Annotated in this window: 31 protein-coding genes; 19 read left to right on the forward strand and 12 right to left on the reverse strand. The window is 66.9% G+C overall.

Features of this window, described 5'->3' with window-relative positions; translation table 11 throughout:
* Window positions 1-153: 153 nt before the first annotated feature.
* Window positions 154-471: a DUF3579 domain-containing protein gene (locus ACSFA8_RS03005; RefSeq protein WP_435478031.1), complete on the forward strand. Its 318-nt coding sequence runs from the start codon at window positions 154-156 to the stop codon at window positions 469-471.
* 127 nt (window positions 472-598) lie between these two features.
* On the opposite strand, the gene rpsT is transcribed toward ACSFA8_RS03005, so the two are convergent.
* On the reverse strand, window positions 599-910 hold the full coding sequence (rpsT, locus tag ACSFA8_RS03010; RefSeq protein WP_286545619.1) for a 30S ribosomal protein S20: 312 nt from the start codon (window positions 908-910) through the stop codon (window positions 599-601).
* A 191-nt stretch (window positions 911-1,101) separates the two neighbouring features.
* On the opposite strand from rpsT, the gene murJ reads away from it, so the two are divergent.
* Genes murJ through ACSFA8_RS03025 form a run of 3 tightly spaced genes read left to right on the forward strand, consistent with a single transcriptional unit; the run spans window position 1,102 to window position 4,071 of the window.
* The gene (gene murJ, locus ACSFA8_RS03015) at window positions 1,102-2,664 is read left to right on the forward strand and encodes a murein biosynthesis integral membrane protein MurJ (protein ID WP_435478032.1); all 1,563 of its coding nucleotides are present in this window, start codon (window positions 1,102-1,104) and stop codon (window positions 2,662-2,664) included.
* A gap of 55 nt (window positions 2,665-2,719) precedes the next feature.
* Window positions 2,720-3,571: a SirB1 family protein gene (locus ACSFA8_RS03020; protein ID WP_435478033.1), complete on the forward strand. Its 852-nt coding sequence runs from the start codon at window positions 2,720-2,722 to the stop codon at window positions 3,569-3,571.
* Window positions 3,571-4,071 (forward strand): VOC family protein, encoded by a 501-nt coding sequence (locus ACSFA8_RS03025; protein ID WP_286621984.1) that lies wholly within the window; start codon window positions 3,571-3,573, stop codon window positions 4,069-4,071. Before ACSFA8_RS03020 ends, ACSFA8_RS03025 begins: the two co-directional genes overlap by 1 nt.
* 41 nt (window positions 4,072-4,112) lie before the next feature.
* Here ACSFA8_RS03025 and ACSFA8_RS03030 read toward each other — a convergent pair whose 3' ends face one another.
* The 5 genes from ACSFA8_RS03030 to purM form a co-directional block, all read right to left on the reverse strand.
* Window positions 4,113-4,319, reverse strand: a complete 207-nt coding sequence (locus tag ACSFA8_RS03030; RefSeq protein WP_435478034.1) for a hypothetical protein — start codon at window positions 4,317-4,319, stop codon at window positions 4,113-4,115.
* 25 nt (window positions 4,320-4,344) lie between these two features.
* Complete coding sequence (locus tag ACSFA8_RS03035; RefSeq protein WP_435478035.1) at window positions 4,345-5,325, reverse strand: GlxA family transcriptional regulator; 981 nt, start codon at window positions 5,323-5,325, stop codon at window positions 4,345-4,347.
* Window positions 5,322-5,963 (reverse strand): isochorismatase family protein, encoded by a 642-nt coding sequence (locus ACSFA8_RS03040; RefSeq protein ID WP_435478036.1) that lies wholly within the window; start codon window positions 5,961-5,963, stop codon window positions 5,322-5,324. The genes ACSFA8_RS03035 and ACSFA8_RS03040 overlap by 4 nt, the downstream gene beginning before the upstream one ends.
* A gap of 109 nt (window positions 5,964-6,072) precedes the next feature.
* A complete protein-coding gene (locus ACSFA8_RS03045; RefSeq protein WP_435478037.1) occupies window positions 6,073-7,188 on the reverse strand; it encodes an AI-2E family transporter in 1,116 nt (371 codons plus the stop codon).
* Between the two features lie 10 nt (window positions 7,189-7,198).
* Window positions 7,199-8,239 carry a phosphoribosylformylglycinamidine cyclo-ligase gene (gene purM / locus ACSFA8_RS03050; protein ID WP_435478038.1) on the reverse strand — a complete coding sequence of 347 codons (1,041 nt, stop codon included), beginning with the start codon at window positions 8,237-8,239 and terminating at the stop codon, window positions 7,199-7,201.
* Between the two features lie 194 nt (window positions 8,240-8,433).
* On the opposite strand from purM, the gene hda reads away from it, so the two are divergent.
* The 5 genes from hda (at window position 8,434) to ACSFA8_RS03075 (ending at window position 12,986) form a co-directional block, all read left to right on the forward strand.
* Window positions 8,434-9,120 (forward strand): DnaA regulatory inactivator Hda, encoded by a 687-nt coding sequence (hda, locus tag ACSFA8_RS03055; protein ID WP_435478039.1) that lies wholly within the window; start codon window positions 8,434-8,436, stop codon window positions 9,118-9,120.
* 27 nt (window positions 9,121-9,147) lie between these two features.
* Complete coding sequence (gene pcnB, locus ACSFA8_RS03060) at window positions 9,148-10,719, forward strand: polynucleotide adenylyltransferase PcnB (RefSeq protein ID WP_435478040.1); 1,572 nt, start codon at window positions 9,148-9,150, stop codon at window positions 10,717-10,719.
* Window positions 10,716-11,174 carry a 2-amino-4-hydroxy-6-hydroxymethyldihydropteridine diphosphokinase gene (folK, locus tag ACSFA8_RS03065; RefSeq protein WP_435478041.1) on the forward strand — a complete coding sequence of 153 codons (459 nt, stop codon included), beginning with the start codon at window positions 10,716-10,718 and terminating at the stop codon, window positions 11,172-11,174. Before pcnB ends, folK begins: the two co-directional genes overlap by 4 nt.
* A gap of 157 nt (window positions 11,175-11,331) precedes the next feature.
* Entirely contained in the window at window positions 11,332-11,976 is a 645-nt protein-coding gene (locus tag ACSFA8_RS03070; protein WP_435478042.1) for a DUF47 domain-containing protein, read from the forward strand.
* Complete coding sequence (locus tag ACSFA8_RS03075) at window positions 11,976-12,986, forward strand: inorganic phosphate transporter (protein WP_435478043.1); 1,011 nt, start codon at window positions 11,976-11,978, stop codon at window positions 12,984-12,986. Before ACSFA8_RS03070 ends, ACSFA8_RS03075 begins: the two co-directional genes overlap by 1 nt.
* 21 nt (window positions 12,987-13,007) lie before the next feature.
* Here the strand turns inward: ACSFA8_RS03075 and ACSFA8_RS03080 are convergent, their stop codons facing one another.
* Together ACSFA8_RS03080 and ACSFA8_RS03085 are read right to left on the reverse strand one after the other, a co-directional pair.
* A complete protein-coding gene (locus ACSFA8_RS03080) occupies window positions 13,008-13,454 on the reverse strand; it encodes an NINE protein (RefSeq protein WP_435478044.1) in 447 nt (148 codons plus the stop codon).
* Window positions 13,451-13,972 carry a GNAT family N-acetyltransferase gene (locus ACSFA8_RS03085; protein WP_435478045.1) on the reverse strand — a complete coding sequence of 174 codons (522 nt, stop codon included), beginning with the start codon at window positions 13,970-13,972 and terminating at the stop codon, window positions 13,451-13,453. Before ACSFA8_RS03085 ends, ACSFA8_RS03080 begins: the two co-directional genes overlap by 4 nt.
* A gap of 149 nt (window positions 13,973-14,121) precedes the next feature.
* Here ACSFA8_RS03085 and rpsP point away from each other — a divergent pair, with 149 nt between their 5' ends.
* The 8 genes from rpsP to ACSFA8_RS03125 all read left to right on the forward strand — a co-directional run bounded on the left by rpsP (window position 14,122) and on the right by ACSFA8_RS03125 (window position 20,342).
* A complete protein-coding gene (gene rpsP / locus ACSFA8_RS03090; protein WP_286545636.1) occupies window positions 14,122-14,385 on the forward strand; it encodes a 30S ribosomal protein S16 in 264 nt (87 codons plus the stop codon).
* Window positions 14,386-14,401: 16 nt separating this feature from the next.
* Window positions 14,402-14,953: a ribosome maturation factor RimM gene (gene rimM, locus ACSFA8_RS03095; RefSeq protein ID WP_435478046.1), complete on the forward strand. Its 552-nt coding sequence runs from the start codon at window positions 14,402-14,404 to the stop codon at window positions 14,951-14,953.
* A 15-nt stretch (window positions 14,954-14,968) separates the two neighbouring features.
* Complete coding sequence (trmD, locus tag ACSFA8_RS03100; protein WP_435478047.1) at window positions 14,969-15,715, forward strand: tRNA (guanosine(37)-N1)-methyltransferase TrmD; 747 nt, start codon at window positions 14,969-14,971, stop codon at window positions 15,713-15,715.
* Window positions 15,716-15,825: 110 nt separating this feature from the next.
* The gene (gene rplS / locus ACSFA8_RS03105; RefSeq protein ID WP_435478048.1) at window positions 15,826-16,209 is read left to right on the forward strand and encodes a 50S ribosomal protein L19; all 384 of its coding nucleotides are present in this window, start codon (window positions 15,826-15,828) and stop codon (window positions 16,207-16,209) included.
* Window positions 16,210-16,373: 164 nt separating this feature from the next.
* On the forward strand, window positions 16,374-17,096 hold the full coding sequence (locus ACSFA8_RS03110) for a CoA pyrophosphatase (protein WP_435478049.1): 723 nt from the start codon (window positions 16,374-16,376) through the stop codon (window positions 17,094-17,096).
* 58 nt (window positions 17,097-17,154) lie between these two features.
* The gene (locus tag ACSFA8_RS03115; RefSeq protein ID WP_435478050.1) at window positions 17,155-18,156 is read left to right on the forward strand and encodes a CobD/CbiB family protein; all 1,002 of its coding nucleotides are present in this window, start codon (window positions 17,155-17,157) and stop codon (window positions 18,154-18,156) included.
* A gap of 8 nt (window positions 18,157-18,164) precedes the next feature.
* Window positions 18,165-19,256, forward strand: coding sequence for a histidinol-phosphate transaminase (gene hisC / locus ACSFA8_RS03120; RefSeq protein ID WP_435478051.1), 1,092 nt, complete (start codon window positions 18,165-18,167; stop codon window positions 19,254-19,256).
* A 21-nt stretch (window positions 19,257-19,277) separates the two neighbouring features.
* Entirely contained in the window at window positions 19,278-20,342 is a 1,065-nt protein-coding gene (locus tag ACSFA8_RS03125; protein WP_435478052.1) for a glycosyltransferase family 4 protein, read from the forward strand.
* 4 nt (window positions 20,343-20,346) lie between these two features.
* Here ACSFA8_RS03125 and rsgA read toward each other — a convergent pair whose 3' ends face one another.
* The 3 genes from rsgA to ACSFA8_RS03140 are packed head-to-tail and all read right to left on the reverse strand — an operon-like array spanning window position 20,347 to window position 22,928.
* Window positions 20,347-21,291 carry a ribosome small subunit-dependent GTPase A gene (gene rsgA, locus ACSFA8_RS03130; RefSeq protein WP_435478053.1) on the reverse strand — a complete coding sequence of 315 codons (945 nt, stop codon included), beginning with the start codon at window positions 21,289-21,291 and terminating at the stop codon, window positions 20,347-20,349.
* A 12-nt stretch (window positions 21,292-21,303) separates the two neighbouring features.
* Window positions 21,304-21,648 carry a 4a-hydroxytetrahydrobiopterin dehydratase gene (locus ACSFA8_RS03135; protein WP_435478054.1) on the reverse strand — a complete coding sequence of 115 codons (345 nt, stop codon included), beginning with the start codon at window positions 21,646-21,648 and terminating at the stop codon, window positions 21,304-21,306.
* Between the two features lie 20 nt (window positions 21,649-21,668).
* The gene (locus tag ACSFA8_RS03140; protein ID WP_435478055.1) at window positions 21,669-22,928 is read right to left on the reverse strand and encodes a M48 family metallopeptidase; all 1,260 of its coding nucleotides are present in this window, start codon (window positions 22,926-22,928) and stop codon (window positions 21,669-21,671) included.
* Between the two features lie 59 nt (window positions 22,929-22,987).
* Between ACSFA8_RS03140 and orn the strand changes: the two genes are divergently transcribed.
* A complete protein-coding gene (gene orn, locus ACSFA8_RS03145; protein WP_435478056.1) occupies window positions 22,988-23,569 on the forward strand; it encodes an oligoribonuclease in 582 nt (193 codons plus the stop codon).
* A 215-nt stretch (window positions 23,570-23,784) separates the two neighbouring features.
* The gene (locus ACSFA8_RS03150; RefSeq protein WP_435478057.1) at window positions 23,785-25,617 is read left to right on the forward strand and encodes a DEAD/DEAH box helicase; all 1,833 of its coding nucleotides are present in this window, start codon (window positions 23,785-23,787) and stop codon (window positions 25,615-25,617) included.
* A 94-nt stretch (window positions 25,618-25,711) separates the two neighbouring features.
* Here ACSFA8_RS03150 and ACSFA8_RS03155 read toward each other — a convergent pair whose 3' ends face one another.
* A complete protein-coding gene (locus ACSFA8_RS03155; protein ID WP_435478058.1) occupies window positions 25,712-26,122 on the reverse strand; it encodes a hypothetical protein in 411 nt (136 codons plus the stop codon).
* Between the last annotated feature and the right edge of the window lie 39 nt (window positions 26,123-26,161).

The following is a 26,161-nucleotide window of genomic DNA, read 5'->3' on the forward strand; positions in this document are numbered from 1 at the left end:
GATCTCCGGGAAAAGGAAGGCGGATTCTAGGCGGCGGGCCTTGCCGCGTCGGTGAGGATTGCGCATCACAGCAATGCCCTGGCACAGGGCGTGCAAGCCTCACGGCTAAAATCCTTGTGCACTGCAGCAACGCGCCGTGGCCGCCTCTACTTCATGGATTTCCCCGACGCCAAACAACTCTTCATTCAAGGCATCACGAGCGATGGCCGGACTTTCCGGCCGAGCGACTGGGCCGAACGTCTGGCGGGCGTGATGAGCTCGTTTCGCCCCGGTGGGGCTCAGCCGGGCGACCATTTGAGCTACTCGCCATGGTGCGTTCCGACCACCATCAACGGCATCAAGTGCGTCATCGTGAGCACGGAGTTGCGCGCCCACGAAGTGATGGCGTGGGACTTCGTGATGAACTTCGCCCGAGACAACGGGCTGCAGGTCGGCGAGACCTGCATCGTTCCGGAAAGACCGGCGCGCTGAGAGCACCCACCGATCGATCGCCCATGAAAAAACCGCCCGAAGGCGGTTTTTTCACTTTGCTGCAGCGCACCCCTGTCAAACGGCGGATGAGGGCAGAGCCTTCATCCGGGCTTGGCCTGACGCAGGGTCAGGCGGCGGCTGCGGGGGCCAGGGCGAGCGCCTTGACCTTGGCCGACAGGCGGCTCTTGTCGCGAGCAGCCTTGTTCTTGTGGAAGATGCCCTTGTCGGCCACGGTGTCGACAATGCTCTGGGCCTTGGCGAACAGCTCGGTCGCCTTGGTCTTGTCGCCGGCCAGCACGGCCTTTTCGACATTCTTCACAGCGGTGCGGTATTTGGAGCGCAGCGAAGTGTTCGCGGCGTTGAGTTTGACGTCCTGGCGGACGCGCTTGCGGCCCGACGCAAGGCGCGGGTTCTTCTTTTTGGGCTTGGCGGATGCCATATGATTAGTTCCTTAGGTGTCTGAGGATGATGCAGCAAAGCCCGCGATTATAGCTCGCCCCCAGGCTGCGGCGCACTGCGTGTCGCCTTCGCCAACCCCCTACCGGGGGCAACACCGGCGGCCCGGCGAAGCCGGTTCCGCGGTGTTTCACGGAAATTCGCCCGCACAGCCTCCGCCTACACTTGGTTGCCGTGTCCCTATTTCGATCCGCCTCCACCGTCTCGCTGCTGACCCTTGCCTCGCGCATCACCGGCCTCGTGCGCGACGTGCTGATGAGCTCGGTGTTTGGCGTCAGCGCGCTCACCGACGCTTTCTACGTCGCCTTCCGCATCCCCAATCTGTTCCGCCGCGTGCTGGGCGAGGGCGCCTTCAGCCAGGCTTTCGTGCCGGTGCTGGCCGCCTGCAAGACCGAGCAGGGCGACGAGGGCGCCAAACAGCTCATCGACCACGTGGGCACCCTGCTGGCCTGGACCCTGGTCGTCCTGTGCGCCGCGGGCGTGGCCGCGGCGCCGTTCATGGTCTGGGCCATGGCCAGCGGGCTGAAACAGTCGGGCGGGTTCGACGCCGCCGTGGTCATGACGCGCTGGATGTTCCCCTACATCGGCTTCATGTCGCTGGTGGCGCTGGCCGGCGGCATTCTCAACACCTGGCGCAAGTTCGCGGTGCCGGCCGCGTCGCCGGTGCTGCTGAACCTGGCGCTGATCTCGTCGATCGTGCTCGGCGCCCCGTTATTCCGGCGCTATGGGCTGGAGCCGATCTACGCGCAGTGTGTCGGGGTGATGGTCGGCGGCATCCTGCAGCTCGCGCTGCAAATTCCGGCGCTGCGCAAGCTCGGCATGCTGCCGCGCATCGGGCTGCGCCTGGCGGCTCTCCGCGCGGCCTGGGCCGATCCGACCACGCGCAAGATCCTCGGCCTCATGCTGCCGGCCATGATCGGGGTCAGCGGCGCGCAGATCTCGCTGCTCATCAACACGCAGATCGCCTCGCACCTGGCGGCCGGCAGCGTCACCTGGATCACCAATGCCGACCGGCTGATGGAGTTTCCGAGCGCGATGCTCGGCGTGGCGCTCGGCGTGGTGCTGATGCCGCAACTCGCCAGCGCGCGGGCGGCGAAGGACGATGTGCGCTTTTCGGCCATGCTCGACTGGGGCCTGCGGCTGGTCGTGCTGCTCTCCGTGCCTTGCGCGGTCGCATTGCTGGTTTTTGCCAAACCGCTGGTGGCGGTGCTGTTCCACAACGGCGCCTTCAGCGACGTCGACGTGCAGCGCACCACCGTCGCACTGATGGGTTACGGCACCGGCCTGCTCGGCATCGTGGCGATCAAGGTGCTGGCGGCCGGGTTCTATGCACGGCACGACATGCGCACCCCGATGCGCGCCAGCCTGGTCGCACTGGTACTGACGCAGGTGCTCAACATCGGTCTGGTGCCCTACCTGCAGCATGCCGGCCTGACCCTGTCGATCGGCCTCGCCCAACTGGTCAATGCGCTCCTGTTGCTGATCTGGCTGCGCCGCGGCGGCAGCTTCAAGCCCGAGCCGGGCTGGTGGCGCTTCGTCGCGCAGGTGGTTGCCGCCACGCTGGTGCTTGGCGCGCTGCTAGTCTGGGCCAACGGCCATTTCGACTGGGTCGCGCTGCGCGAACAGCGTCTGCTGCGCATCGGGTTGCTGGCTGCCGTCATCACGGGCGCCGCGGGGCTTTATTTCGGCGTGCTCGCTCTGGCGGGTCTCAAGCTGCGCAGTTTTTTGCGTCGCTGAGGCTCGCACGTCGAACGTGCCTTGACGCTCCCGGCGCGCTCCACTACAAAGACACATGCCCCTGAGCCTTTCTGCGCCCACCGCCCTCGAGTACTTCCGAACGCTCGTGGAAAGCGACGAGCATTTCCCGCTGCTCGAAGCTGCAGCGAGCCTGGCGCAAGACGAATATCCCGAGCTCGACGTGCAGCAGGTGCTGGGCGATGTCGACCAGCTGCTGGCCCGTCTCAAGCGCCGCCTGCCGGCCGATGCGGCGCCGCTGCAGCGGCTGCGCCTGCTGAACCAGTTCTTTTTTCACGACCTGAGTTTCGGCGGCAACGTCAACGACTACTACGACCCGGACAACAGCTACCTGAACGCCGTGTTGCGCACCCGCCGCGGCATCCCGATTTCGCTCGCCGTGCTCTGGATGGAACTGGCGCAGGGGCTCGGCCTGCAGGCGCGCGGCGTCGGTTTTCCGGGGCATTTCATGCTCAAGGTCACCTTGCCGAAAGGGCAGGTGGTGATCGATCCGTTCACTGGCCGGTCGCTCTCGCGCGAGGAACTCAGCGAGCGGCTGGAGCCCTACAAGCGCAGCAATGGCCTGGTCGGCGATTTCGACGTGCCTCTCGGCCTCTACCTGCAGCCGGCCACACCGCGCGACATCATTTCGCGCATGCTGCGCAACCTGAAGGAAGTCCATCGCACGCAGGAAGACTGGCAGCGCGCCATCGCCGTGCAAGACCGTCTCATCGCGCTGCTGCCCGAAGCCTGGGGCGAGCACCGCGACCGCGGGCTGGCCCATGCCGAGCAGGGCAATACCTCGCTGGCGGTGCGGGATCTCGAGACCTATCTGGCGCACGTCGAGGACGCGCTCGACATCGACGCGATCGCCGAACGCGTGGTGGCGCTGCGTCGCGCCGAGAACTGATGACCGCCGAAACCGCGTCGACGCCGCCCGATCTGGGCACCCGGCACCAGTTCCACGGCATTCAGCCGGTGTTGCCGGTGTCCGATGTGAGCCGCGCCGCGCGCTACTTCCGCGACGTGCTGGGCTTCGAGCTCGACTTCATCGCCGGCGAGCCGCCGAGTTATGCACGCGTAAAGCATGTGCCCCTTGGCGCCGACTGCGTCGACGCCGTCCCCCAAGGGGAACAACAAAGCTTGGGGCGGCCCGGCGCTTTGTCGGGCGACCGCAGTTACGGCGACCCGGTCTATATCCGCCTGTGGCAGTGCAACGCACGCGAAACCCGCCAATGGCGCGGCGAGATCGTGATCCATGTGGGGCAGGATGTGGACGGCCTGCACGCGGCCTACAAGCAGCGCGGCGTCGACGTGATCGAGCCGCCGGTCTCACAGCCGTGGGGCTTGCGCGAGTTCGCGATTCGCGAGCCGGACGGGCATGTGCTGCGGTTCTGCGGGTATCTCTAGCGTCGCCTCAGCACCCCGATCACACGCCGCTCACCCGCGGATCATCTGCACCGAAACAAGATGCCGGTGTCGCCAGGTGCCTTGCCGATCGGCTGGGCGCTCGTTTTCAATCCCTCGCAATAGGTCGAAGCCTCCGCATGGGTCGGGGCGCGCAGCACGCCATCGCGAAGCTTGACGACTTCGGTGGCGGGCGTCGAACAGCCGGCGAGGATGGCCAGGGCGAGGGGAAGCAGGCAGCACAGTTTCATCCGGCGATTGTGGAAGATTTCGAGCTCAGATGGATGCCGATGGCGAGCCCGGCAGGCCGAACAGGTGCCACGCGCGACGCAACTGCGTGTCGGAGCCGAATCCGGACAACTCGGCCGCCTGCGTGACGTTGGCGCCGGAGGCCAGCGCGAGTTGCGCGCTCGCGAGGCGCAGGCGCCGCAGATAGGCCAGCGGCGCCACGCCTGCGTGCTCGACGAACAGGCGGGTCAGATGGCGCGGCGAGGTGTGCGCGACCTCGGCCATGCGCGGCACGCTCCAGTCGGCCTGCGGCCGCTCGCTCACCGCGTCCTGCACGCGATGCAATGCGGCGTGCAGATGGTTGCGGTAGGCAAGAAAGGGCGACAGCTCCGGGTCGTGCGGGCCGCGCCGGAGGGCCACCACCATCGTCTGCGCGACATGCGCAGCCAGCGCCTCACCGCAGGTCTCGCCAATGCGGTGCAGCACCAGATCGATGCCGGTGGTGACGCCCGCGCTGCTGTACAGCGGCGGATCGAGCACGAACACGCGGTTGCCCACCACGTCGCAACGCGGCTCGATGCGCGCCAGTTCGTCGAGGTGATGGTGGTGCGTGGTGGCGCGCCGGCCGGCCAGCTGGCCCGCGTGCGCGGCCAGCACGGCGCCTGCGCAGATGGTGACCAGCTCGAGCCGGTCGCGCTCGAAGCGCTGGCCGCGCAGCCAGTGCAGCAGTTCGCGCGTTTCGTCGTTGTCGACGGCGATGGCATCGCCCGGCAGGCCGACCAGCACCACCCAGGCCGGGCCGCTCCACGCGGTCGGCAGCGGCGCGAGCCCGGACAGCGCAACGCCGACCGAGGTGACCGACTCGGGCCGCGGGCTTGCAAACCCGATCGTGAAGCGCTCGGGCTTGCCGGCCGCACGCAGTTGCTGGTTGGCAATGCGCAGCGCTTCCGCCGGCCCGGCCCAGTCGAGCACCAGGCTGCCCGCGAGCAGCACGAACACGACGTGGATCGGTGCCGGCGCCGCGCTCATCGCGCGTCGGCCGGGACGCTTTCCAGGGACGCCCTGGACGCGGCATGAGCGGCCGGGTCGACCGGCCGGTGCCGAATGGCAGCGGCCGCGCGCTCCAGCGCCTCGCCGACACCGCAGATGTGCGCGAAGCGGCCCTCCAGCACGGTCGCCGTGCGGGCCTTGATGTCCGCGGCCGGGAGCGGCCGGCCGTCGGGCTGCACCATATCGTAGGTGAGCGTGGCGTCGAGCACGTAGTCGACCTCCCAGCCCGAGTCCCAGGCATGGCGCGTGGTTGTCTCGCAGCATTGCTCGGTACGGATGCCGCTCACGATCAGGCGGCCGATGCCGTTCTGCGTGAGCCATACATCGAGCCCGGTGCCGACGAGCGCGCTGTGGCGGTGTTTGAGGAAGCTCGCCGCCGGCTCGAAATCGACCAGTCCTTCGAGCGGCCGCACCTGGCCCGATGCCAGGGCGAAAGGGTTGCCTGCGATTTCGGGCCCGTCGTTGTGCAGCACGCGCACCACCGGCACGCCGGCCGCCACGCAGCCTTCGATCAGCGCGTTCTGCGCGGCCAGGTAGGGCGCCATGTCGCGCTCGGTGGAGTAGGGGCGGTGGCGGAACGACTGCTGTGCGTCGATCACTATCAGACATGACTTCATGGGCGGCCTCGGTGGGCTGAGTGGATGATGCGCCCTATTTTCAGTGGCTGCAAACCCGTCGTCCTGCTCGAGAAAGACCAAAGTCGATCAATTCAGGACATACCTTGCCTCAGACCAGCCGCTTCGCCTGCAGTTCTTTCTTGAGGTACGCATAGAACAGTGGCGCCGCCACCAGCCCGGCCGGGCCGAACACCGCCTCGGCCACGAACATCACGGCCAGCAGCTCCCACACCGCCATGTGGGTGCGGCTGCCGACCACCTTGGCATTGATGACGTACTCGGCCTTGTGGATCACGATCAGGAAGATCAGGCAGGCCGCCGCCGCGATCGGCGACACCGAGAGCCCGACCAGCGTGAGCACCGCGTTGCACAACAAGTTGCCGACGATCGGCACCAGGCCGGCCACGAAGGTCAGCGTGATCAGCGCCGGCTCGTAGGGCAGGCGCAGGCCCCAGAGCGGCAACAGCACCAGCAGGAAGCCGGCGGTCAGCAGCGTGTTGAAGGCGGCGATCCAGAACTGCGCGGCCACGATCTGCCGAAAAGCCTCGCCGAAAAGGAGCACCCGCTGCTGCAACTCCAGCGCGAGCGGGCCCTGCAGCGCCGAGGCGCGGGCCACCCCGGCGAGCGCGCCGACGATCAGCCCGACATAGGCAAACAGCAACCCGCCCAGCCAGGCGCGCCCGGTGAGCGCGAGCGCGCCGGCCTGCGCGCGCAGGTAGGTCGCGATCATGCGCTGCACTTCGGCCGCGCCCTCGGGCAGGTACACGGCGACTTCCGCGGGCAGCTTGAGCCGCAGTTCGAGGATGGTGCGCGCGATGTAGTCGAGCAGTTCCTGGTACTGCTCGGGCGCGTTGAGCACGAACTCGCGCGCCTCGGCAAAGGCCAGTACCAGCAGGCCGATCGGCGCCAGCATGACAAGCGCCGCCGCGATCGCGCGCGGCCAGGAAGAGCCCGCGCCCTGGAAACGTGGCGGCAGCGCCCTGTCGAACATGCGTGCCAGCCGCCGCGTCGCCAGAAACCCGATGCAGACGAACAGCAGGCCAGGCAGCAGGTCGCGCCACAGCACCAGCAGCAGCGCACCCGCGATCAGCAGGTAGCTGGCGATCACGACCTGACGCGATGCCGGCGAGGAAATGCCCGGACCTGTGCTGGCCGCTTCGTAGGCTTCGCCGCCCCCCGAGGGAGTGGTGCGGCTCGCCTTGGGGCGGCCCGGCGGTGGCCGCATGGCGCCCACGTCAGGCCACGACCACCGCGGCGGCGTCGCCACGCACGGCGATCACGCCGATCTCGTGCACCGTTTCACCCGCAGCGCGCAGCGTGGCCGCGCAGGCCGCGGCCTCGGCCGCGTCGATCACCACGACCATGCCGATGCCGTTGTTGAAGGTGCGGTTCATCTCGATATCGTCGATACCGGCCACCTTCTGCAGCCAGGCGAACAGTTCGGTTTTCGGCCAACTGCCCTTTTTCAGGTGGGCGGCCGTCCCTTCGGGCAGCACGCGCGGAATGTTTTCGAGCAGGCCGCCGCCGGTGATGTGGGCCAGCGCCTTGATCGGGTGCTTCGCGAGCGCCTCGAGCACCGGCTTGACGTACAGGCGCGTCGGCGCCATCACGGCCTGCCGGAACGGCTGCCCGTCGAGCGTGGCGGGCAGGTCGGTGCCGGCGCGTTCGATCACCTTGCGCACCAGGCTGAAGCCGTTGGAATGGACGCCGGCCGAGGCCAGCCCCAGCACCACATCGCCGGACTTCACGCTCTGGCCGGTGAGGATCTTCGATTTTTCGACCGCACCGACCGCGAAGCCCGCCAGGTCATATTCGCCGGCCGGGTACATGCCGGGCATTTCGGCGGTTTCGCCGCCGATCAGCGCGCAGCCCGAGAGCTCGCAGCCGCGCGCGATGCCGCCGATCACGGCCGCAGCGGTGTCGACATCGAGCTTTCCACAAGCGAAATAGTCCAGAAAGAACAGCGGTTCGGCGCCCTGCACCAGCACGTCGTTGACGCTCATCGCCACCAGGTCGATGCCGACCGTGTCGTGCATGTTCCATTCGAAAGCCAGTTTGAGCTTGGTGCCGACGCCGTCGGTGCCGCTCACCAGCACCGGCTCCTTGTAGCGCTTGGGCACCTCGAACAGCGCGCCGAAGCCGCCGATGCCGGCCAGCACGCCTTCGCGCATGGTTTTCTTTGCGAGCGGCTTGATGCGGTCGATCAGCGCGTCGCCCGCGTCGATGTCGACGCCGGCGTCCTTGTAGCTGAGGGGGGCGGGCGAGTTCGAGGTCATGGTGATGGCAGGCAGCGGGAGGCAGTGGGGAGCAGGGGGATGGCGCAGGTCGCCAATGCGCCCGGGCCGATAGAATTCGCCACGATTTTAAGGGCCGCGGGCCCTGCTTCCTTTCGCTTCATGAACCTCTCCTCAGCGCACACGTCCGAACCGGCCCGCCACGGCACGGCATGGCCGTGCCGGCGCTTCGGGGCATGAAGCAGCTCGCACTCGACATCGGCCTGGCCACCGGCCCGACGCTGGCCGGCTTCTTTGCCGGCCCGAACGAGGCGGCCGTGCGGCATCTGCAGCTCTGGGTCGGTGAGGGTCGCGCCCAGGCGATTCATTCGCCGGTGCCCACCTACCTGTGGGGCGACAGCGGCACCGGCAAGACCCATCTGCTCGAATCGGTGCGCGTCGCGTTGCGCGAACAGGGCGCGGGCGTCGGCTGGCTGCATGCGGGTCTGTTGGAGCCGCCGGCTTTCGACGAGGGCTGGGGCGCCGTGCTGATGGACGACGTGCACCTCTACACTGCAGTGCAGCAGCACGCGGCCTTCAACTGGTTCATCCACGCGCAAGGGCTGCAGCGGGGCGTGGTCGCGGCCGGCACCCTCCCGCCGGCCGATTTGCCGCTGCGCGAAGACCTGCGCACCCGGCTCGGCTGGGGCCACGTGTTCCAGTTGCACCTGCTGAGCGAAACCGAGCGGCGTGCGGTGCTGCGGCAGGCGGCCGACGCGCGCGGCGTGATGCTGTCGGACGATGTGCTCGACTACATGCTGCACCGCTTCAGCCGCGATCTGGGCAGCCTGATGGAACTGCTTAACCAGCTTGATGGCTTCGCGCTGCGCACCCAGCGTGCCATCACGATTCCGTTGATTCGGGCCATGCTCGAAAATGAATAAAGGGCGCGGTTGCGCCGAAGAACTCCAATGATCAAGAAATTCATCGACAAACTGCTCGGCAAATCGAGCGCAGTACCGCGCTTCGGCAAACGCCAGGAGGTTGCAGCCTCGGTGCACGGCATCGACCCCGCGCTGGTCGACGATCGTGCGAAAAACGTGGTCACCACGCTGCAGCAGGCCGGTTTCGAGGCCTACGTGGTGGGCGGCGCGGTGCGCGATCTGCTGCTGGGGCTGCGGCCGAAGGATTTCGACGTGGCAACCAACGCCACGCCGGAGCAGGTCAAGGGGCTGTTCCGGCGCGCCTTCATCATCGGGCGGCGCTTTCGCATCGTCCATGTGGTCTACGGCCGGGGTCGCGAGCATGAAGTGATCGAGGTCTCAACCTTCCGCGCCTACATGGACAACGCCGCTGCCGAGCAGGTCAAGGGAAACGAGCGCACCAGCAAGGGCGAACTCGCCAGCATGAAGCATGCGGTCGACTCGACCGGCCGGGTGCTGCGCGACAACGTATGGGGCCCGCAGGACGAAGACGCCGCACGCCGCGATTTCACCGTCAACGCGATGTATTACGACCCGGCCAACCAGGTCGTGGTCGACTATCACAACGGCATCAAGGACGCGAAGAAGCTCACGCTGCGCATGATCGGCGACCCGGCCACGCGCTACCGCGAAGACCCGGTGCGCATCATTCGCGCGATCCGGTTCTCGGCCAAGCTGGCGGCGCTCGGCTTCACCATCGAGCCCAAGACGCGGGCGCCGCTGGTCGAATCGAGCAAGCTGCTGGCCGACGTGCCGCAAAGCCGCCTGTTCGACGAAATGCTCAAGCTGCTGCAAACCGGCCATTCGATCGCCACCGTGGCACAGCTCAAGTTGCTGGGCCTCGGCAAGGGCATCTATCCGCTGCTCGACATCGTTGTCGAGCGTGCCGAGCAGCCGTTTGTCAACGCGGCATTGCAGGACACCGACCGCCGCGTGGGCGAGGGCAAGCCGGTGGCGCCGAGCTTCCTGCTGGCCTGCGTGCTGTGGGCCGATGTGCGCGACGGCTGGGCCGCCCGCATCGAGGGCCAGCATGGCCAACGCGCGCAGCCGGCCTACCCGGCGCTGCAGGACGCGATCGACGATGTGTTCAATTCGCGCATCGGCGACGTCTCGGGCCGCGGCAAGCTGGCCGCCGACATGCGCGAGATCTGGATGATGCAGCCGCGCTTCGACAAGCGCAGCGGTGCCACGCCCTACAGCCTGGTCGAGCAGGCGCGCTTTCGTGCCGCCTTCGATTTCATGCGGCTGCGCGCCGATGTGGGCGAGGTGGGCGAGGCGATTGCCGAGTGGTGGCAGGAATTCAGCACCGCCGACGATCTGCGCCGGCAAGACCTGATGGATCAGGTGCGCGACGAGCAGAAAAAGGGGCAGCGTGTGCGGGTGCGTGCGCCGCAGCCACCGCAGTCGACGGCCGTCAGCACGGCATCGAGCGAGCCGGAACGCGAGGCCGCCATACCGCCGGACGGCGAAGCCATCGCGCCGCGCAAACGCCGCCGGCGTCGCAAGCCGCGGGCCGAAGGCGGCGGCAGCGGCAGCAACGAAAGCGCCCCGGCCGAATGACGGTGCGGGCCTACGTGGCAATCGGCGCCAACCTCGGCGACGCGAAGGCCACGGTACAGCAGGCCATCGACGCACTCGATGCGCTGCCCCAAACGCGGGTGGCGGCACGCTCATCGCTCTACCGCAGCGCACCGTTCGAGGCCAGCGGGCCGGATTTCATCAACGCGGTGGCTGCCCTCGACACAGGGCTCGACGCCATTGCCTTGCTGGGCGCCATGCAGCGACTCGAACTGCAGGCCGGCCGGGAACGGCCTTACCGCAACGCGCCGCGTACGCTCGACCTCGATCTGCTGCAGCATGGCGACGGCGCGCTCGACACGCCGACCTTGACCCTGCCGCACCCGCGCATGACGCAGCGTGCCTTCGTGATGCTGCCGCTGGCCGAGATCGCGCCGCAGCTGGTGACGCCGCAACAGCTCGCCGCAGTGGCCGGCCAGCCGATCGAGCGCCTTTGAAGATCTCGCCAACGAGGTGCCGTTACTGCTGCGCGGCGTAATCTGCGGCGGCTGGAATAGGCCCTCCCGAAAGCCGCCGGCCTGAGCCCATTAAACTTGCGCGGTTTTTCATGACGCTGTCACACGTCTGTGGGAGCCGTGCCCTCAGGAGACCGCCATGTTCGGCAAGCTGCTGCCCCGCGAGGGCAATTTTTTTGAAATGTTCAACCAGCATGCCGACCGCATCGTCGAGGCGGCGCGCGCTTTCGAGCAACTGGTGGCGAACTACAACGACGTGCACCTGCGCGAGCAGTACAACCGCGACGTCGACAACGCCGAGCGTGCGGCCGACCGTGTCACGCACGACGTCAATCGGCTGCTTCACAAGACCTTCATCACGCCGATCGACCGCGAGCAGATCCACAAGCTCATCAACACGATGGACGACGTGGCCGACCTGATCCAGGACTCGGCCGAAACCATGGCGCTCTACGACGTGCGCCACATGACGGACGAGATCACCCGACTGACCGCGCTGAGCGTGAAGTGCTGCGACAAGCTCCGGGACGCGGTGAAATTTCTCGGCCGCATCGCCGAGCCGGCGATCGCCGAAGCCGCGCTGAAGGCCTGCGAGGAAATCGACCGCATCGAGTCCGACGCCGATCGCGTGATGCGCAGCGCCATGAGCAAGCTGTTCCGCGAAGAACCCGATGTGCGCGAGGTGATCAAGCTCAAGGCGATCTACGAACTGCTCGAAACCATCACCGACAAGTGCGAGGACGTGGCCAACGTCATCGAGGGCATCATCCTCGAGAACTCCTGATGGCAGCGGTTCAGGTCAGTCTCTGGGTGGTCGTGCTGCTGGTGGCGCTGGCCATCGCGTTCGACTTCATGAACGGCTTCCACGACGCGGCGAATTCGATCGCCACCGTGGTGTCCACCGGCGTGCTGAGGCCCGGGCAAGCGGTCGTGTTCGCGGCGTTTTTCAACCTGATCGCGATTTTCGTTTTTCACCTGAGCGTGGCAGCCACGGTAGGCAAGGGCATTGCGCACCCCGGCGTGGTGGATGTGCACGTGGTGTTCGGCGCGCTGATCGGCGCGATCAGCTGGAACCTGGTGACCTGGTACTACGGCATCCCGAGCAGTTCCTCGCACGCGCTGATCGGTGGCATCGTGGGCGCGGTCATCGCCAAGGCAGGATCGGCGGGGCTGGTGGCGTCGGGCATCTGGAAGACCGTGGCTTTCATCTTCGTCTCGCCGCTCCTGGGTTTCACGCTCGGCTCGATGATGATGATCGCGGTGGCCTGGATCTTCAGGCGTTCGACGCCCTCGCGTGTCGATCGCTGGTTCCGGCGGTTGCAACTGGTTTCTGCTGGCGCCTACAGCCTTGGGCATGGCGGCAACGACGCGCAGAAGACCATCGGCATCATCTGGATGTTGCTGATCGCAACCGGGTACTCGGCCGCCGGCGAGGCCAGCCCACCGCCGTGGACCATCGTGACCTGCTATGCCGCGATCGCCCTGGGCACCATGTTCGGCGGCTGGCGGATCGTCAAGACGATGGGCCAGAAGATCACCAAGCTCAAGCCGGTCGGTGGCTTTTGCGCCGAAACCGGCGGGGCGATCACGCTGTTCCTGGCAACGGCGCTCGGCATCCCGGTGTCCACCACCCACACCATCACCGGCGCGATCGTCGGCGTCGGTGCCGCGCGCCGTGCCAGCGCCGTGCGCTGGGGCGTGGCCGGCACGATCGTCTGGGCCTGGATCTTCACGATCCCGGCGTCGGCTTTCGTTGCTGCCATCGCCTACTGGGCCAGCCTGCAGCTGCTCTGAGCGGCCCCGACCTCACCGGATTCACTGGGATATTTTTCGGCCTTCTTCGATCTGGTATTCGAAGTAGCGCTGGAAGCTGAACACGATGCTGGCCATCAGGATCGTGCTGCCGAAGAGCAGGGCCAGCACTACCGCACCGATCGTGAGCCACTGCGTTCGCCCCGGGGCCGCATCGGCCGGTGCTCCGGCGTTGTAGCGGGCGTTCCATTTTTCCGGCGTCATCAGGCCATAGACGATGGCCGTGAGCGCGCACCCCGCAATGGTGAAGCCGAGCAGCGGCACGAGTGCCCAACTCCAGGCGTCGTCCAAACCGAACATCCGGACGCGTTCAATGCCGTACAGGCCGAGCGCGCTCGGAATCGGCAGCAACCAGCCGAGCGTGTCGCCCCAGCCGCGCAGGTAGAAGCGGTGCAGGCCGAGCGGCCCCCCCAGAAAGGCAAGCCAGGCGGCCGTTGTCTTGTTTTTCATTCGGGCGCCGTGGTGCTGCCTTCGCCCAGAACCTTTTCCATCAGCACGACGTCGCGCCACTGGCCGAACTTCCAGCCGCAATCTTTCAGCACGCCCACCTGGGTGAAGCCTTGTGCACGGTGCACGCCCACCGAGCCCACGTTGGCCGAGTCGCCGATCACGGCAATCAGCTTGCGCACGCCGACCGCCTCCGCCGCCTTCGACAGTTCGGCCAGGAGTTTGGCGCCCAGCCCCTGGCCGCGCGCCGCGTCGGCCAGGTAGATCGAGTCTTCGGCAGAGTAGCGGTAGGCCGGACGCGGCTTGAACCAGTTGCAGTAGGCAAAACCCAACACCTCGCCGTCGCGTTCGGCCACCAGGTAGGGGAGATTTTTCGACAGCACATCGGCGCGCCGCCCGGCCATGTCGGCGACGGTGGGCGGCTCGGTCTCGAAAGTGCCGGTGCCGTGCAGCACGTGATGCGAATAGATGGCGGTGAGCGCCTCGACGTCTTCGTCGCGGCTCGGGCGGATGGTGGTCATGGGAGGTGAGAAAGCAAAAAGCGGGGAAAGGAAGCGCAGCGGGCTATAATGGAAGGCTTTTCAGCGTGTCGCTGGCCGGGTGGTCATGTCGCGTGTCTCAACGCTGGAAGAAATAGCTGGAAGAAATTCCACCACCCCAAGGATAAATCATGGTCGTCATTCGACTCTCCCGCGGCGGCTCCAAAGGTCGCCCGTTCTTCAACATCGTCGTGTCGGACAAGCGCGTTCGCCGCGATGGCCGTTTCATTGAGCGCCTGGGTTTCTACAACCCGATCGCCAAGGAAAACGAAGAAAGTATCCGCATTGCGCAGGATCGTCTGACCTACTGGAAGAGCGTCGGCGCCCAGGCCTCGCCCACGGTCATGCGCCTGATCAAGCAAGCCGCTGCCGCGGCGCCCAAGGCAGCAGCCTAAGCTGCCCGCCAAGGCGATGCTGCCCACGCTCGAAGCCGCCGAATTGCCGGCGGATGCGATCGAGGTAGGGCGCATCGCCGACGCCTGGGGCATCAAGGGCTGGTTCAAGGTTCTGCCCCACAGCGCCCGACCCGAGGCGCTTTTCTCTTCCAAACGCTGGTTCCTGCAAGCCCCCGGGGCAGCCGCCGGCGTGTTCCGTCTCGCGATCCGCGAGGCGAAAGACCATTCCGACTGGGTCGTCGCGACGTCTGACGCGGTGGCCGATCGCAATGCCGCCGAGGCTCTGCGCGGTGCGCGCGTGTTCGTGCCGCGGTCGAGCTTTCCGAGCGCCGGCGCCGACGAGTACTACTGGGTCGACCTGATCGGCCTGCAAGTGACCAATCGCGAAGGCCTGATGCTGGGTGTGGTGCGCGAGCTCCTCGCAGCCGGCCCGCAGACCACACTGGTGCTGGCGGCCGAGGAGGGTGGCGTCGCCGTCGAGCGGCTCATTCCTTTCGTCTCCGCATTCGTCGATAGCGTCGACCTGGCCGGCCGCACCATCACGGTCGACTGGCAGCCCGACTACTAGCTGTTCGGCGCAAGCATGCGCTTCGATGTCATCACCCTGTTCCCGGAGTTGTTCGCCCCTTTTCTGGTGAGCGGCGTCACCCGGCGTGCCTACGAAAGCGGGCAGGTCGAGGTGGTGCTCTGGAATCCGCGCGACTTTGCGACGGGTAATTACAAGCGCGTGGATGACCGCCCGTTTGGTGGCGGGCCAGGCATGGTGATGCTGGCCGAGCCGCTGTCGGCCTGCCTCGACGCGGCGCTCGCGGCCCGGGGCGGCCCCGCGGCGGTGGTGCTGTTCTCTCCGATCGGCGAGGTGCTGCGGCACGCGGCGGTCGAGAGCTGGTCGGCCGGGGCCGGCGCGGTACTTGTCTGCGGCCGCTACGAAGGCATCGACCAGCGCTTCATCGACGCCCGTGTGACGCACCAGATCAGCCTCGGCGACTTCGTGCTGTCGGGCGGCGAGATCCCAGCGATGGCGCTGCTCGACGCGGTCGCGCGACTGCAGCCCGGCGTGCTCGGCGACGAGGCCAGCCATGTGCAGGACAGCTTCAACCCGGCGCTCGACGGATTGCTCGACTGCCCGCACTACACCCGGCCCGAGCAGTGGCAGGGCGAGGCAGTGCCGGCGCCGCTGCTGTCGGGCCACCATGCGCAGATCGAGCGCTGGCGGCGCGACCGCAGCCTTGCGATCACGGCCGCGCAACGGCCCGAACTGATTGCCGCCGCCCGCGCTGCGGGGCGCCTCAGCAAGGCCGATGAGGCAGCGCTCCAAAAAAAGCTATAATCTTTGGCTCCCCGATCCTCTGGCCGGCCGCGTCCGTTTCAAGCCCAGCCTTGACAGGCTTGAATAAGACGCCTTTAGTGCAGCGCGGCCACGATCGAATGCAGGAAACCATGAACCTCATCGAAACCCTTGAGCAGGAAGAAATCGCCCGGCTCAACAAGAAGATTCCCGCTTTCATGCCTGGTGACACGGTCATCGTCAGCGTGAGCGTCGTTGAAGGCACCCGCAAGCGGGTGCAGGCCTACGAAGGCGTCGTGATCGCCAAGCGCAATCGCGGCCTCAACAGCGGCTTCACTGTGCGCAAGATCTCCAGCGGTGAAGGCGTGGAACGCACGTTCCAGACCTACAGCCCGCTGATCGCCGGCATCGAAGTCAAGCGCCGCGGCGATGTGCGCCGTGCCAAGCTGTACTACCTGCGCGAGCGTAGCGGCCGTTCGGCACGCATCAAAGAGAAGCTGCCAGGCAAGAGCAACAAGGCAGCAGTCGCCCAATAATCCGGGTCTGCAACCGTGCTCGAAAAGCCGCCCGCCCAGGCGGCTTTTTGCATTGGCGCTCGCACCAACACGTGTCTGTGTGATCTATTTCCTATTGCCCGTCCGCCGCGGCCCGGGTCTTGCGTTGTACTTAGCTGGAGCTTTCCCTGACCAATCGATCACCCATGCAATCCGCCGCCGTTGTCGAACCGATCAACACCGTCGCACCGGCGCTGCTGTTTTCGTTCGATCCGCGCGAGGTGCCAGTGATCGCGGTCGACGACGGCTTGCCCGCGGTAGCGCGGGCCGAGCTCACGACCGCCGCGCTGCGCGCCCGCTTTGCCAGCCCGCCGGTATGGACGCCCGAGGTGCGGCGGGAGCCGCGCATGTCCGATCGCGCACCGGCCCAGGCGGCAGTGCTGGTGCCCATCGTGCTGCACGCCGGCGAGCCTACCGTGCTGTTGACCGAGCGTGCCTCGCAGATGACCACCCACTCGGGCCAGGTCGCGTTTCCGGGCGGCCGGGTCGACCCCGACGACGCCAACATCGCAGCCGCCGCGTTGCGCGAGGCGTGGGAAGAGGTCGGCCTGTCGGCGGAGTACATCGAAGTGCTCGGCACCCTGCCGACCTACACCACCATCACCTCGTTCATCGTGACGCCCGTGGTCGCGCTGGTGCAGCCCGGCTTCACGCTGACACTGAATCCCCACGAGGTGGCCGATGCCTTCGAGGTGCCACTGGCCTTCCTGATGAACCCGGCCAATCACCGCCGTCATGCGGTCAGCGATGCCGAGCGCAAGTCGCGCGAGTGGTACTCCATGCCTTACCAGGACGGCGACGACGAGCGCTTTGTCTGGGGCGCGACGGCGGGCATGTTGCGCAACCTTTACCGGTTCCTGGCCGCCTGAACGACGCACCGTTGCGCGCACGGCCGGGGGCCCGGGAGGCAGTCGCTATCATCGAAGCATGAGCTTCTTCGCCATCCTGTGCGCTTTGCTGATCGAGCAGGTGAGGCCGCTTGCGCACCACAACCCGGTGTACGGCGCCGCGATCGGATGGACGCGCTGGGTCAGCCGCAACTTCGATGCCGGCAAGCCGCATCACGGCTGGGTTGCGTGGACGCTCGCCGTCGGCGTGCCGACCGTGCTGGCGCTCGGCGTGCACTGGTTGCTGGTGCTCACCCTCGGCCTTCCGTTTGCCGTCGTCTGGAGCATCGCGGTGCTCTACACCACGCTAGGCTTTCGCCAGTTCAGCCACCACTTCACGGGCATTCGCGATGCGCTCGACGAAGGCGACGAGCCGCTCGCGCGCTCGCTGCTCGCGCATTGGCAGCGCGTCGATGCGGCCGACCTGCCACGCAGCGAAATCGTGCGCCATGTGATCGAGCATTCGGTGATCGCGGCGCACCGCCACGTGTTCGGCGTGCTGGCCTGGTTCTCGATCCTTGCGGCGCTTGGCCTGGGCCCGGCCGGCGCGGTGTTCTACCGGATGAGCGAGTTCGTCTCGCGCTACTGGGCGTACAAGGACGGCGCTGCCGTGCAGCCTTCCAGCATCTGGGTGCAGCAGGCGGGCGCCCGCGCCTGGAGCGCCATCGACTGGCTGCCGGCCCGCATCACGGCGCTGGGCTTTGCTGTGGTTGGCAGCTTCGAGGAGGCGATCGACTGCTGGCGCAACGATGCGCGGCGCTTTCCCGACGGCAACGACGGCGTGATCCTGGCGGCCACCTCGGGCGCGGTGAACGTGCGGCTCGGCGGCGGCACGCTGCGTCCGACACCCGTGGCCGACCCGCTTTCCCGTGCCCAGGCCGGCGAGTCGTTGGCCAGCCTGCGCGAACCCGAGAGCGGCAGCACGCCGGGCCGCGAACCCGAGCCCGCACACTTGCGCAGCGTGGTCGGGCTGGTCTGGCGCTCGGTCGTGATGTGGATGGTGCTGCTGGCGCTGCTCACGCTCGCACGCCTGCTCGGCTGAACAGATAGATGGCTTCATCGTCGGTATCGAGCTTCTACAGCCCGCGTCTCGCGGCGCTCGAGCCCTATGTGCCGGGCGAGCGGCCGCGCATCGCCAACCTGGTCAAGCTCAACACCAACGAGAACCCATATCCACCTTCGCCGCACGCGGTGGATGCGGTGCAGCAGGCGGCGGCCAGCGGGCTGGAGCGCTATCCCGATCCGGAGTCGCTCGCGTTGCGCGAAGCGGTGGCGCAGCGGCATGGTCTGGGCGCAGACCAGGTGTTTGCCGGCAACGGCTCCGACGAGGTGCTGGCCCATGCGTTCTTCGCCTTCTTCCGCCAGAGCGAGCCGCTGCTGTGCCCCGACGTGACCTACAGCTTCTATCGTGTCTATGCGCAGCGCTACGAGATTGCCTGCGAGCTGCAGCCGGTGGACGACGCGCTGCGCATCGATGTCGATGCGCTCGCGGCGCGGGCTTCGCGCGGCTGCGGCGGCGTCGTGCTGGCCAACCCCAATGCACCGACCGGCATCGGCCTGCCGCTTGGCGAAATCGTGAAACTGCTGCAGGCGTGCCCGCAGCGGGTTGTGTTGGTCGACGAGGCGTATGTCGATTTCGGCGGTGCGAGCGCATTGCCTCTGATCCAGCAGTACCCGAACCTGCTGGTGGTGCAGACGCTCTCCAAGTCGCGCGCACTGGCCGGCCTGCGCGTGGGCTTCGCCTGCGGCCAGGCGCACCTGATCGAGGCGATGACGCGCGGGAAGAACACCTTCAATTCCTACCCGCTCGGCCGGCCGGCCGTGGCCGGGGCCGTGGCGGCGCTGCGCGACGAAGCCTGGTTCGAGCAGACCTGCAAGGCGGTGATTGACACCCGCGAAGGCCTGACGCTGGAACTGGAAGACCTGGGTTTCGAAGTGCTGCCCTCGCAGGCGAACTTCGTGTTTGCTCGGCATCCGCAGCGCGATGCCGCAGAACTCGCCATGGCGCTGCGCGAGCGCGCGGTGCTGGTGCGCCACTTTCACGCCCCGCGCATCGCGCAGTACCTGCGCATCAGCATCGGCACGCGGGCACAGTGCAGCGCGCTGATCGATGCGCTGGCCGATATCCTCGGCCCGGCCTGAAGCCATTTCCGGAACGAATCCATGCCTACCAACACCGTCGAATCCAAGCCCCTCCGGATTGCACTGCTGTCCTATGCCTATGCGCCCAGCCTGGGAGGGATCGAGTCGGTGAGCCAGCTGCTGGTCGATGGCTTGCGAGGCCGGGGCCACGAGGTGCGGGTCGTCACCCACACGCCCGCTGCAACCGGTGGCGGTGCGGAAGACGGTGTTGTCTTGCGTCGCCCCTCTGCGTCCAGCCTGCTCAACACCCTTCGCTGGTGCGACGTCGTCGTCCAGTCGAATGTGAGCGTCGGTCTGGCCTGGCCGCTGGTGCTCGGTGTCGTGAGGAGGCCTTGGGTCGTCGTGAACCACACGCCCATCACGCGGCCTGCGGGCCAGCGAACCTGGCGCGACCGGCTCAAGATCGCGAGCCTCCGTGGTGCCCGTGTGTACTCGGTGTCGCAGTACCTGCGCAGCGTCACGCTGGAGGACTCCGGACTCATGCTCAATCCGTACGACATCCAGTCGTTTCATCTGCCGCACGCAGCGAATACGGGCGTTCGCGAGAACGAACTGCTGTTTGTCGGACGCATCGTGCGGGCCAAGGGATTGGACGTGCTGATCGAGGCGCTGCACCTGCTGCGCAAGGACGGCCTGCGGCCGCGCCTGTCGATCGCCGGTGACGGCCCGGAAAAGGGCACGATCGAGGCACGGATTGCCGAGCTCGGACTGCAGGATCAGATCGCCTGGCTCGGCGTGTTGCGCGGCAACCGCCTGGGCGAGGTCATGCGCGAACACCAGGTCGCCGTGGTGCCATCGCGGCCCGAGCCGCCCGAGGCGCTGCCGCTGGTGCCGATCGAGCTGATTGCCAGTGGCTGCGTCGTGATCGCGAGCCGGCAGGGCGGCTTGCCGGAATCGGTCGGTCCGTGCGGCCTCCTCGTGCCGCCCGAAGACCCGGCGGCGCTCGCGCAGGCGATGCGCGAACTGCTGGCGGACGAAGCGCGGCGCAAGAGCTTGCTGGCCAAGCGCGACGAGCACCTCGAAATGTTCCACCCGAATACCGTGCTCGACCGCTACGAGACCGCCATCCGCGAGGCAATGCGCTGAGCGCTCAGTAGCGCGGTGTCTGGCTCAGTTCGGCGAACAGTTCGCCATAGATCTTGTAGCGCGCTGCGCTGATGGGACGGTCGCTGGAGGCCGACTCGACCTGCGGAATCACGCCGCAGCCCGGCTCGTGCAGGTGGGTGCAGTTGTAGAACTTGCAGTTCGACGCGTGTTCGGCGATGTCGGGCATGAGGCCCGCGAGCTGCATCGGCTCGATGTGGTGCAGGCCGAATTCCTGGAAGCCGGGCGAGTCGATCAGCGCGGTCTGGCTGGCCTTGTCGACCCAGTACCAGCTGGTGCTGGTCGTGGTGTGCTTGCCGGAGGCCAGCGCCTTCGAGATCTCGCCGGTGAGCGCCAGCGCTCCCGGCACCAGCAGGTTGATCAGCGTGCTCTTGCCGGCGCCCGAGGGGCCGAGCACCAGTGTGGTCTTGCCGGTCAGCAGCTTGAGCAGTGCGACGCGGTCGACTTCGCCCGAAGCCGTGAGCGAGAGCGGCAGCACGCCGTAGTGCATGCGGCGGTAGGGCGCCAGCTTGGCCCAGGCCCGCTCGAACGGCGCCACCAGGTCGCTCTTGTTGAGCGCGATGATCGGCGCGATGCGCTCGGCTTCGGCCGCGATCAGTGCGCGCGTCAGTTGGTGCTCGGAGAACTCGGGCTCGGCGGCAACAAGGATCAGGACATGGTCGAGGTTGGCCGCAAACGACTTGGTGCGGATCTCGTCCTGCCGGTAAAACAGGTTGCGGCGCGCATCGACCTTCTCGATCGTGCCTTCGTCCTCGCTGGCCTGCCAGCGCACCCGGTCGCCGACGACGGCCTGGCTCTTCTTGCCGCGCGGGTGGCAGATCACGTGCTGGCCATCGGGCGTTTCCACCACGCAATGCCGGCCGTGGCTGGCGATGACGATGCCGGTGTGCAGGGCGCCCGTGCTGTTTGGCGCGCTGCGTTGCTTAGCCACCCGGGTGTTCCATCAGGCGGCGAGCAGCGCGTCGGCCTGCGTGGCGCAGTCGAAGTCGGTCGACGAGATGCCGCCGACATCGTGCGTGTTGAAGCGCACCACGCAGCGGTTGTAGTGCACCGACAGGTCGGGGTGATGATCCTGCGTGTGCGCAATCATCGCCAGCGCGTTCACGAACGCGATGGTCTCGAAGTAGTTCGCAAAGGTGTAGGTCTTCTCGATCGCGACGTCGGCGCCGTCGCCGGCGAGCTTCCAGCCGTCGAGGCGCGCCAGGCTGGCGACGATTTCGGTGGCGCTCAGCGCGCGGCGCGGCTGGCCTTTCCAGACCTTGGGTTTGAACATGCTGCTGCTGGTCATGAGTGAACTCCGTGCGGGTTTCAGGCCGCGGCCATGCGCGCCAGGCGCTCCGACGCAGGCGGGTGCGAGTAGTAGAACTTCACGAACACCGGGTCGGGCGTGAGCGTCGAGGCGTTGTCGCTGTAGAGCTTCAGCAGGGCAGCCGACAGGTCGGCGCCGCTGGTCTGGGCGACGGCGTAGGCATCAGCTTCGAACTCGTGCTTGCGCGACAGGCGCGCCGACAGAGGTGCGACGAAGAAACCGAACACCGGCACCGCCAGCATGAAGAGCAGCAGCACCAGCGCATTGTTGGCGGCACCCATGTTCGGCTGTACGCCGAGCCCGGTGTAGAACCATGAGCGGTCGGACACCCAGCCGAGCAGCGCGAAGCCGGCCAGGCTCAGCGCAAACAGCGTGACCATGCGCTTGAGGATGTGGCGGTGCTTGAAGTGCCCGAGCTCGTGCGCCAGCACCGCCTCGACTTCGCCGGCGCTGAGCTGGCGCAGCAGCGTGTCGTAGAACACCACGCGCTTGCTGGCACCGAAGCCGGTGAAGTAGGCGTTGGCATGCGCGCTGCGCTTGCTGCCGTCCATCACGAACAGGCCCTTGGCCGCGAAGCCGCAGCGCTTCATCAATGCGGTGACGCGCGCCTTCAGTGTCGGGTCGTCGAGGGGTTGGAACTTGTTGAACAGCGGGGCGATGAAGCTCGGGTACACCAGCATCAGCAGCAGATTGAAGCCCATCCAGGTGCCCCAGGCCCAGAGCCACCAGAGCGAGCCGGCGGCCCCCATCAGCCACAGGATCAGCGCGGCGATCGGCAGGCCGATCAGCGCGCCGAGCAAGCAACCCTTGACGGCGTCGGTAAGCCACAGGCGCCAGGTGAGTTTGTTGAAGCCGAAGCGCTGTTCCAGCACGAAGGTCTGCCAGAGCGAAAAGGGCAGGTCGAGCAGGCCGCCGACCACCGCAAAGGCGGCGAGCAGCGCCAGTTGCTGCACCATGCCGCCGCCGATCCAGGCCAACAGCACCTTGTTGAGCAGATCGAGTCCGCCGAGCAGCGTCCAGGCCAGCAGCACGGCCGAGCCTCCCGCGAGTTCGATCAAACCGAAGCGTGCCTTGGCGATCGTGTAGTCGGCTGCCTTCTGATGCGACTCGAGCGTGATGATCGATGCGAACCGCGCCGGCACCGTGCCGCGATGCCGGGCCACGTGGCGCACCTGGCGCGACGCGAGCCAGAACTTCAGCAACAGGCCGACGACCAGGGCGGCCGCAAAGGCGCAAGTGAAGATGAGGGAGGCATTCATGGGCCGCCGAGTTTAGTCTTCATGCGGGGCGCGGCTGGGCCATCGACGACAATGCCCCGATGCCCGAATCGACCGTACAGACCCCCCCGACCCTGAAGAAAAGCGACCAGAACCTGATCTGGCTCGACTGCGAAATGAGCGGGCTCGACCCCGAGAAAGAGCGTCTGCTCGAGATCGCAGTGGTCGTGACCGGTCCCGACCTCACGCCGCGCATCGACGGTCCGGTGCTCGTGATCCACCAGGACGATGCGGTGCTCGACGCCATGGATTCGTGGAACAAGGGCACGCACGGCCGCAGCGGCCTGATCGACAAGGTCAAGGCCTCGACGCTCGACGAGGCGGCGGCCGAGCAGCAACTGCTCGAGTTCATCGCGCGCTACATCCCGAAGACCGGCTCGCCGATGTGCGGCAACACCATCGGGCAGGACAGGCGCTTCCTGGTCAAGTACATGCCCAAGCTCGAGGCCTACTTCCACTATCGCAACCTCGACGTGAGCACGCTGAAAGAACTGGCGAAGCGCTGGAAGCCGGCGGCATACAGCGCGTTCAAGAAGCAGCAGGCGCACACCGCGCTGGCCGACGTGCATGAATCGATCGAAGAACTCGCGCACTACCGCGAAACGTTCCTCAAGCTCGATTGATTAGGTAAAACCCGAATTCATGCCATAATCAGTGGCTTCGCTGCGCAGAGCAGCGTTTTTCTTGCATCTCCCCGTCTTGCACAAGCGCCCGATCTTCACGATCAAAAAGGGCCGCAGCCTCGCGAAAGCGAAGACTGAATGTCGTTGGATGGTTGATGTTTTTAACCACCCGACGGGGCGCCGCCTACGGCAGCGCCCGCGTATGAGATATCTCAATGACCGACGCTTTTGAAGCGCAGGGCGAGTTCGCGCCTGTGCAATCTTCTTCCGACGAATTCGTGGCAATCGCGGAATCGAACTCCGACATCACCTTGCTGGACACCCTGGACGTCGCTGCCGCACCGGCCGACGTGCCCAAGGCGCCCAACGGCTTCATCCGTCTTGGCCTCGCGCCGGAACTGATCGCCGCCGTGGCCGACCTCGGCTTCGACCAGCCGACCACCGTGCAGGACAAGGTCATTCCGCTGGCCATGACCAGCAATGACGATGGCACTTCCCGCTACATCGACCTGATGGTGTCAAGCCAGACCGGCAGCGGCAAGACCGCAGCCTTCCTGCTGCCCGTGCTGCACACCCTGCTCAAGCAGGAAGCCGAAGCCGAAGCAGCCGCCAAGGCCGAGTTCGCGCGCCTGTCGGCCGAAGCCGCCGCCCGCGGCGAAACGCTGCCGAAGAAGGCCAAGCGCAAGGATCCGACCAACACGCGCAATTTCAAGGCCGCCACGCCCGGCGCTTTGATCCTGTGCCCGACGCGCGAACTCGCGCAGCAGGTCGCACACGACGCAATCGACCTGGTGCGCCATTGCCGCGGCCTGCGGGTCGCCAGCGTGGTGGGCGGCATGCCGTACCAGTTGCAGATCGCCAAGCTGCAGAACGCCAACCTCGTGGTGGCCACGCCGGGCCGTCTGCTCGACCTGCAGCGCTCGATGCAGATCAAGCTCGACCAGGTTCAATTCCTGGTTGTTGACGAAGCCGACCGCATGCTCGACCTGGGCTTCTCGGACGACCTGGCCGAGGTCAACCAGCTGACCATCGAACGCAAGCAGACCATGATGTTCAGCGCCACGTTCGCGCCGCGCATCCAGCAGCTTGCTTCGCGCGTGATGCGCCAGCCGCAAAAGGTGCAAATCGATTCGCCGCAGGAAAAGCACGCCAACATCAAGCAGTCGCTGTTCTGGGCTGACAACACGCAGCACAAGCGCAAGATGCTGGATCACTGGCTGCGTGACACCACGATCAACCAGGCGATCGTGTTCGCCAGCACGCAAGTCGAATGCGACGGCCTCGCCAACGACCTGCAGCAAGATGGCTTCAGTGCCGTCGCGTTGCACGGCGCGCTGAGCCAGGGGCTGCGCAATCGTCGCCTGATGGCATTGCGCCAGGGCGACGTGCAGATTCTCGTGGCAACCGACGTGGCCGCGCGCGGCATCGACGTCCCGACCATCACGCACGTGTTCAACTTCGGCCTGCCGATGAAGGCCGAGGACTACACCCACCGCATCGGCCGCACCGGCCGTGCTGGTCGCGATGGCCTGGCCATCACCTTTGCCGAGTTCCGCGATCGCCGCAAGATCATGGACATCGAGCATTACAGCCACCAGAACTTCAAGGCCGAGACCATTCCGGGCCTCGAACCGCAACAGCGCATGCCGCAATCGCGCCCGCAAGGCAATTTTGGCGGTGGCCGCGACCGCGAGCCGCGCGAGTTCCAGTCGCGCGACCGCAAGTTCGGCGGCGGTGCCGGTGGCGGCCATCGCGCCGGCCCGAGCGGCGGCTATGCCGGCGCCAGCGGTTTCAACGACCGTGGCGCGCGTCCGGCCGGTGGCGCCCCCGCGCCGCGCGGCTTCGCTGGCAACAACGCCGGTTTTGGTGGCGGCCGTGACCGCGAAGAAGGCAACTTCGGTCGCAAGCCGGGTTGGGGCGACAACGCCGCACCGCGCGGTGGCCGCAACGAAGGCTTCGGCGGCGGTGCTCCGCGCGGCAATGCCGGCGGCGGCAAGGTGTTCGTGCCGCGCGACTCCAAGCCGCGCGCATTCAAGCCGACACGCTGAGCAACAAGTTGCCCGCAGCGAAAAGCCCGGTGCCGCAAGGCGCCGGGCTTTTTTCATGGTTCGCGCAGCGCGCGCGCCGGGCTGGGCTCCGCGGCTACTCCTGCCCTGTCAGCAACAGCGCTGCGCGATAGGCCGCGCGGCCGGCCGTCTTGGTTTCGTCGACCAGCGCATTCATCCGCTGCCCCCGCTCCTTCGGCGGCAGGTGGTGCAGCGGTTCGGCCATCAACTGCCGGGCCGTGTTCAGCAGGAGGCTCGAAGCGGTGATGAGCAAATGGACGGCGGCGTGCTCGCGGGCGGCGGGATGGTCTTTCGCGAACGGGCGCCCGGGTGAATCCTGCGAAGCGGGCCAAACGATTCCGAGATCTGCGGGGTCGAAGCGAGGCTTGGTTGGGGCGCCGGCGCTGCGGCCATCGAGGATGGATTCGATCGAAGCAAGCGCATGCTCCAGGTAGGCGTGCGCCACGTGCGGCGAGGGCTGATCGAGGTCGCTGTGGATGTTGGACATGACGGTCTCCTGCTTGCTTGTGGTCTCTGGAGCCGCCGG

Source organism: Variovorax nitratireducens, from assembly GCF_051216545.1.
GTDB lineage: Bacteria > Pseudomonadota > Gammaproteobacteria > Burkholderiales > Burkholderiaceae_C > Variovorax.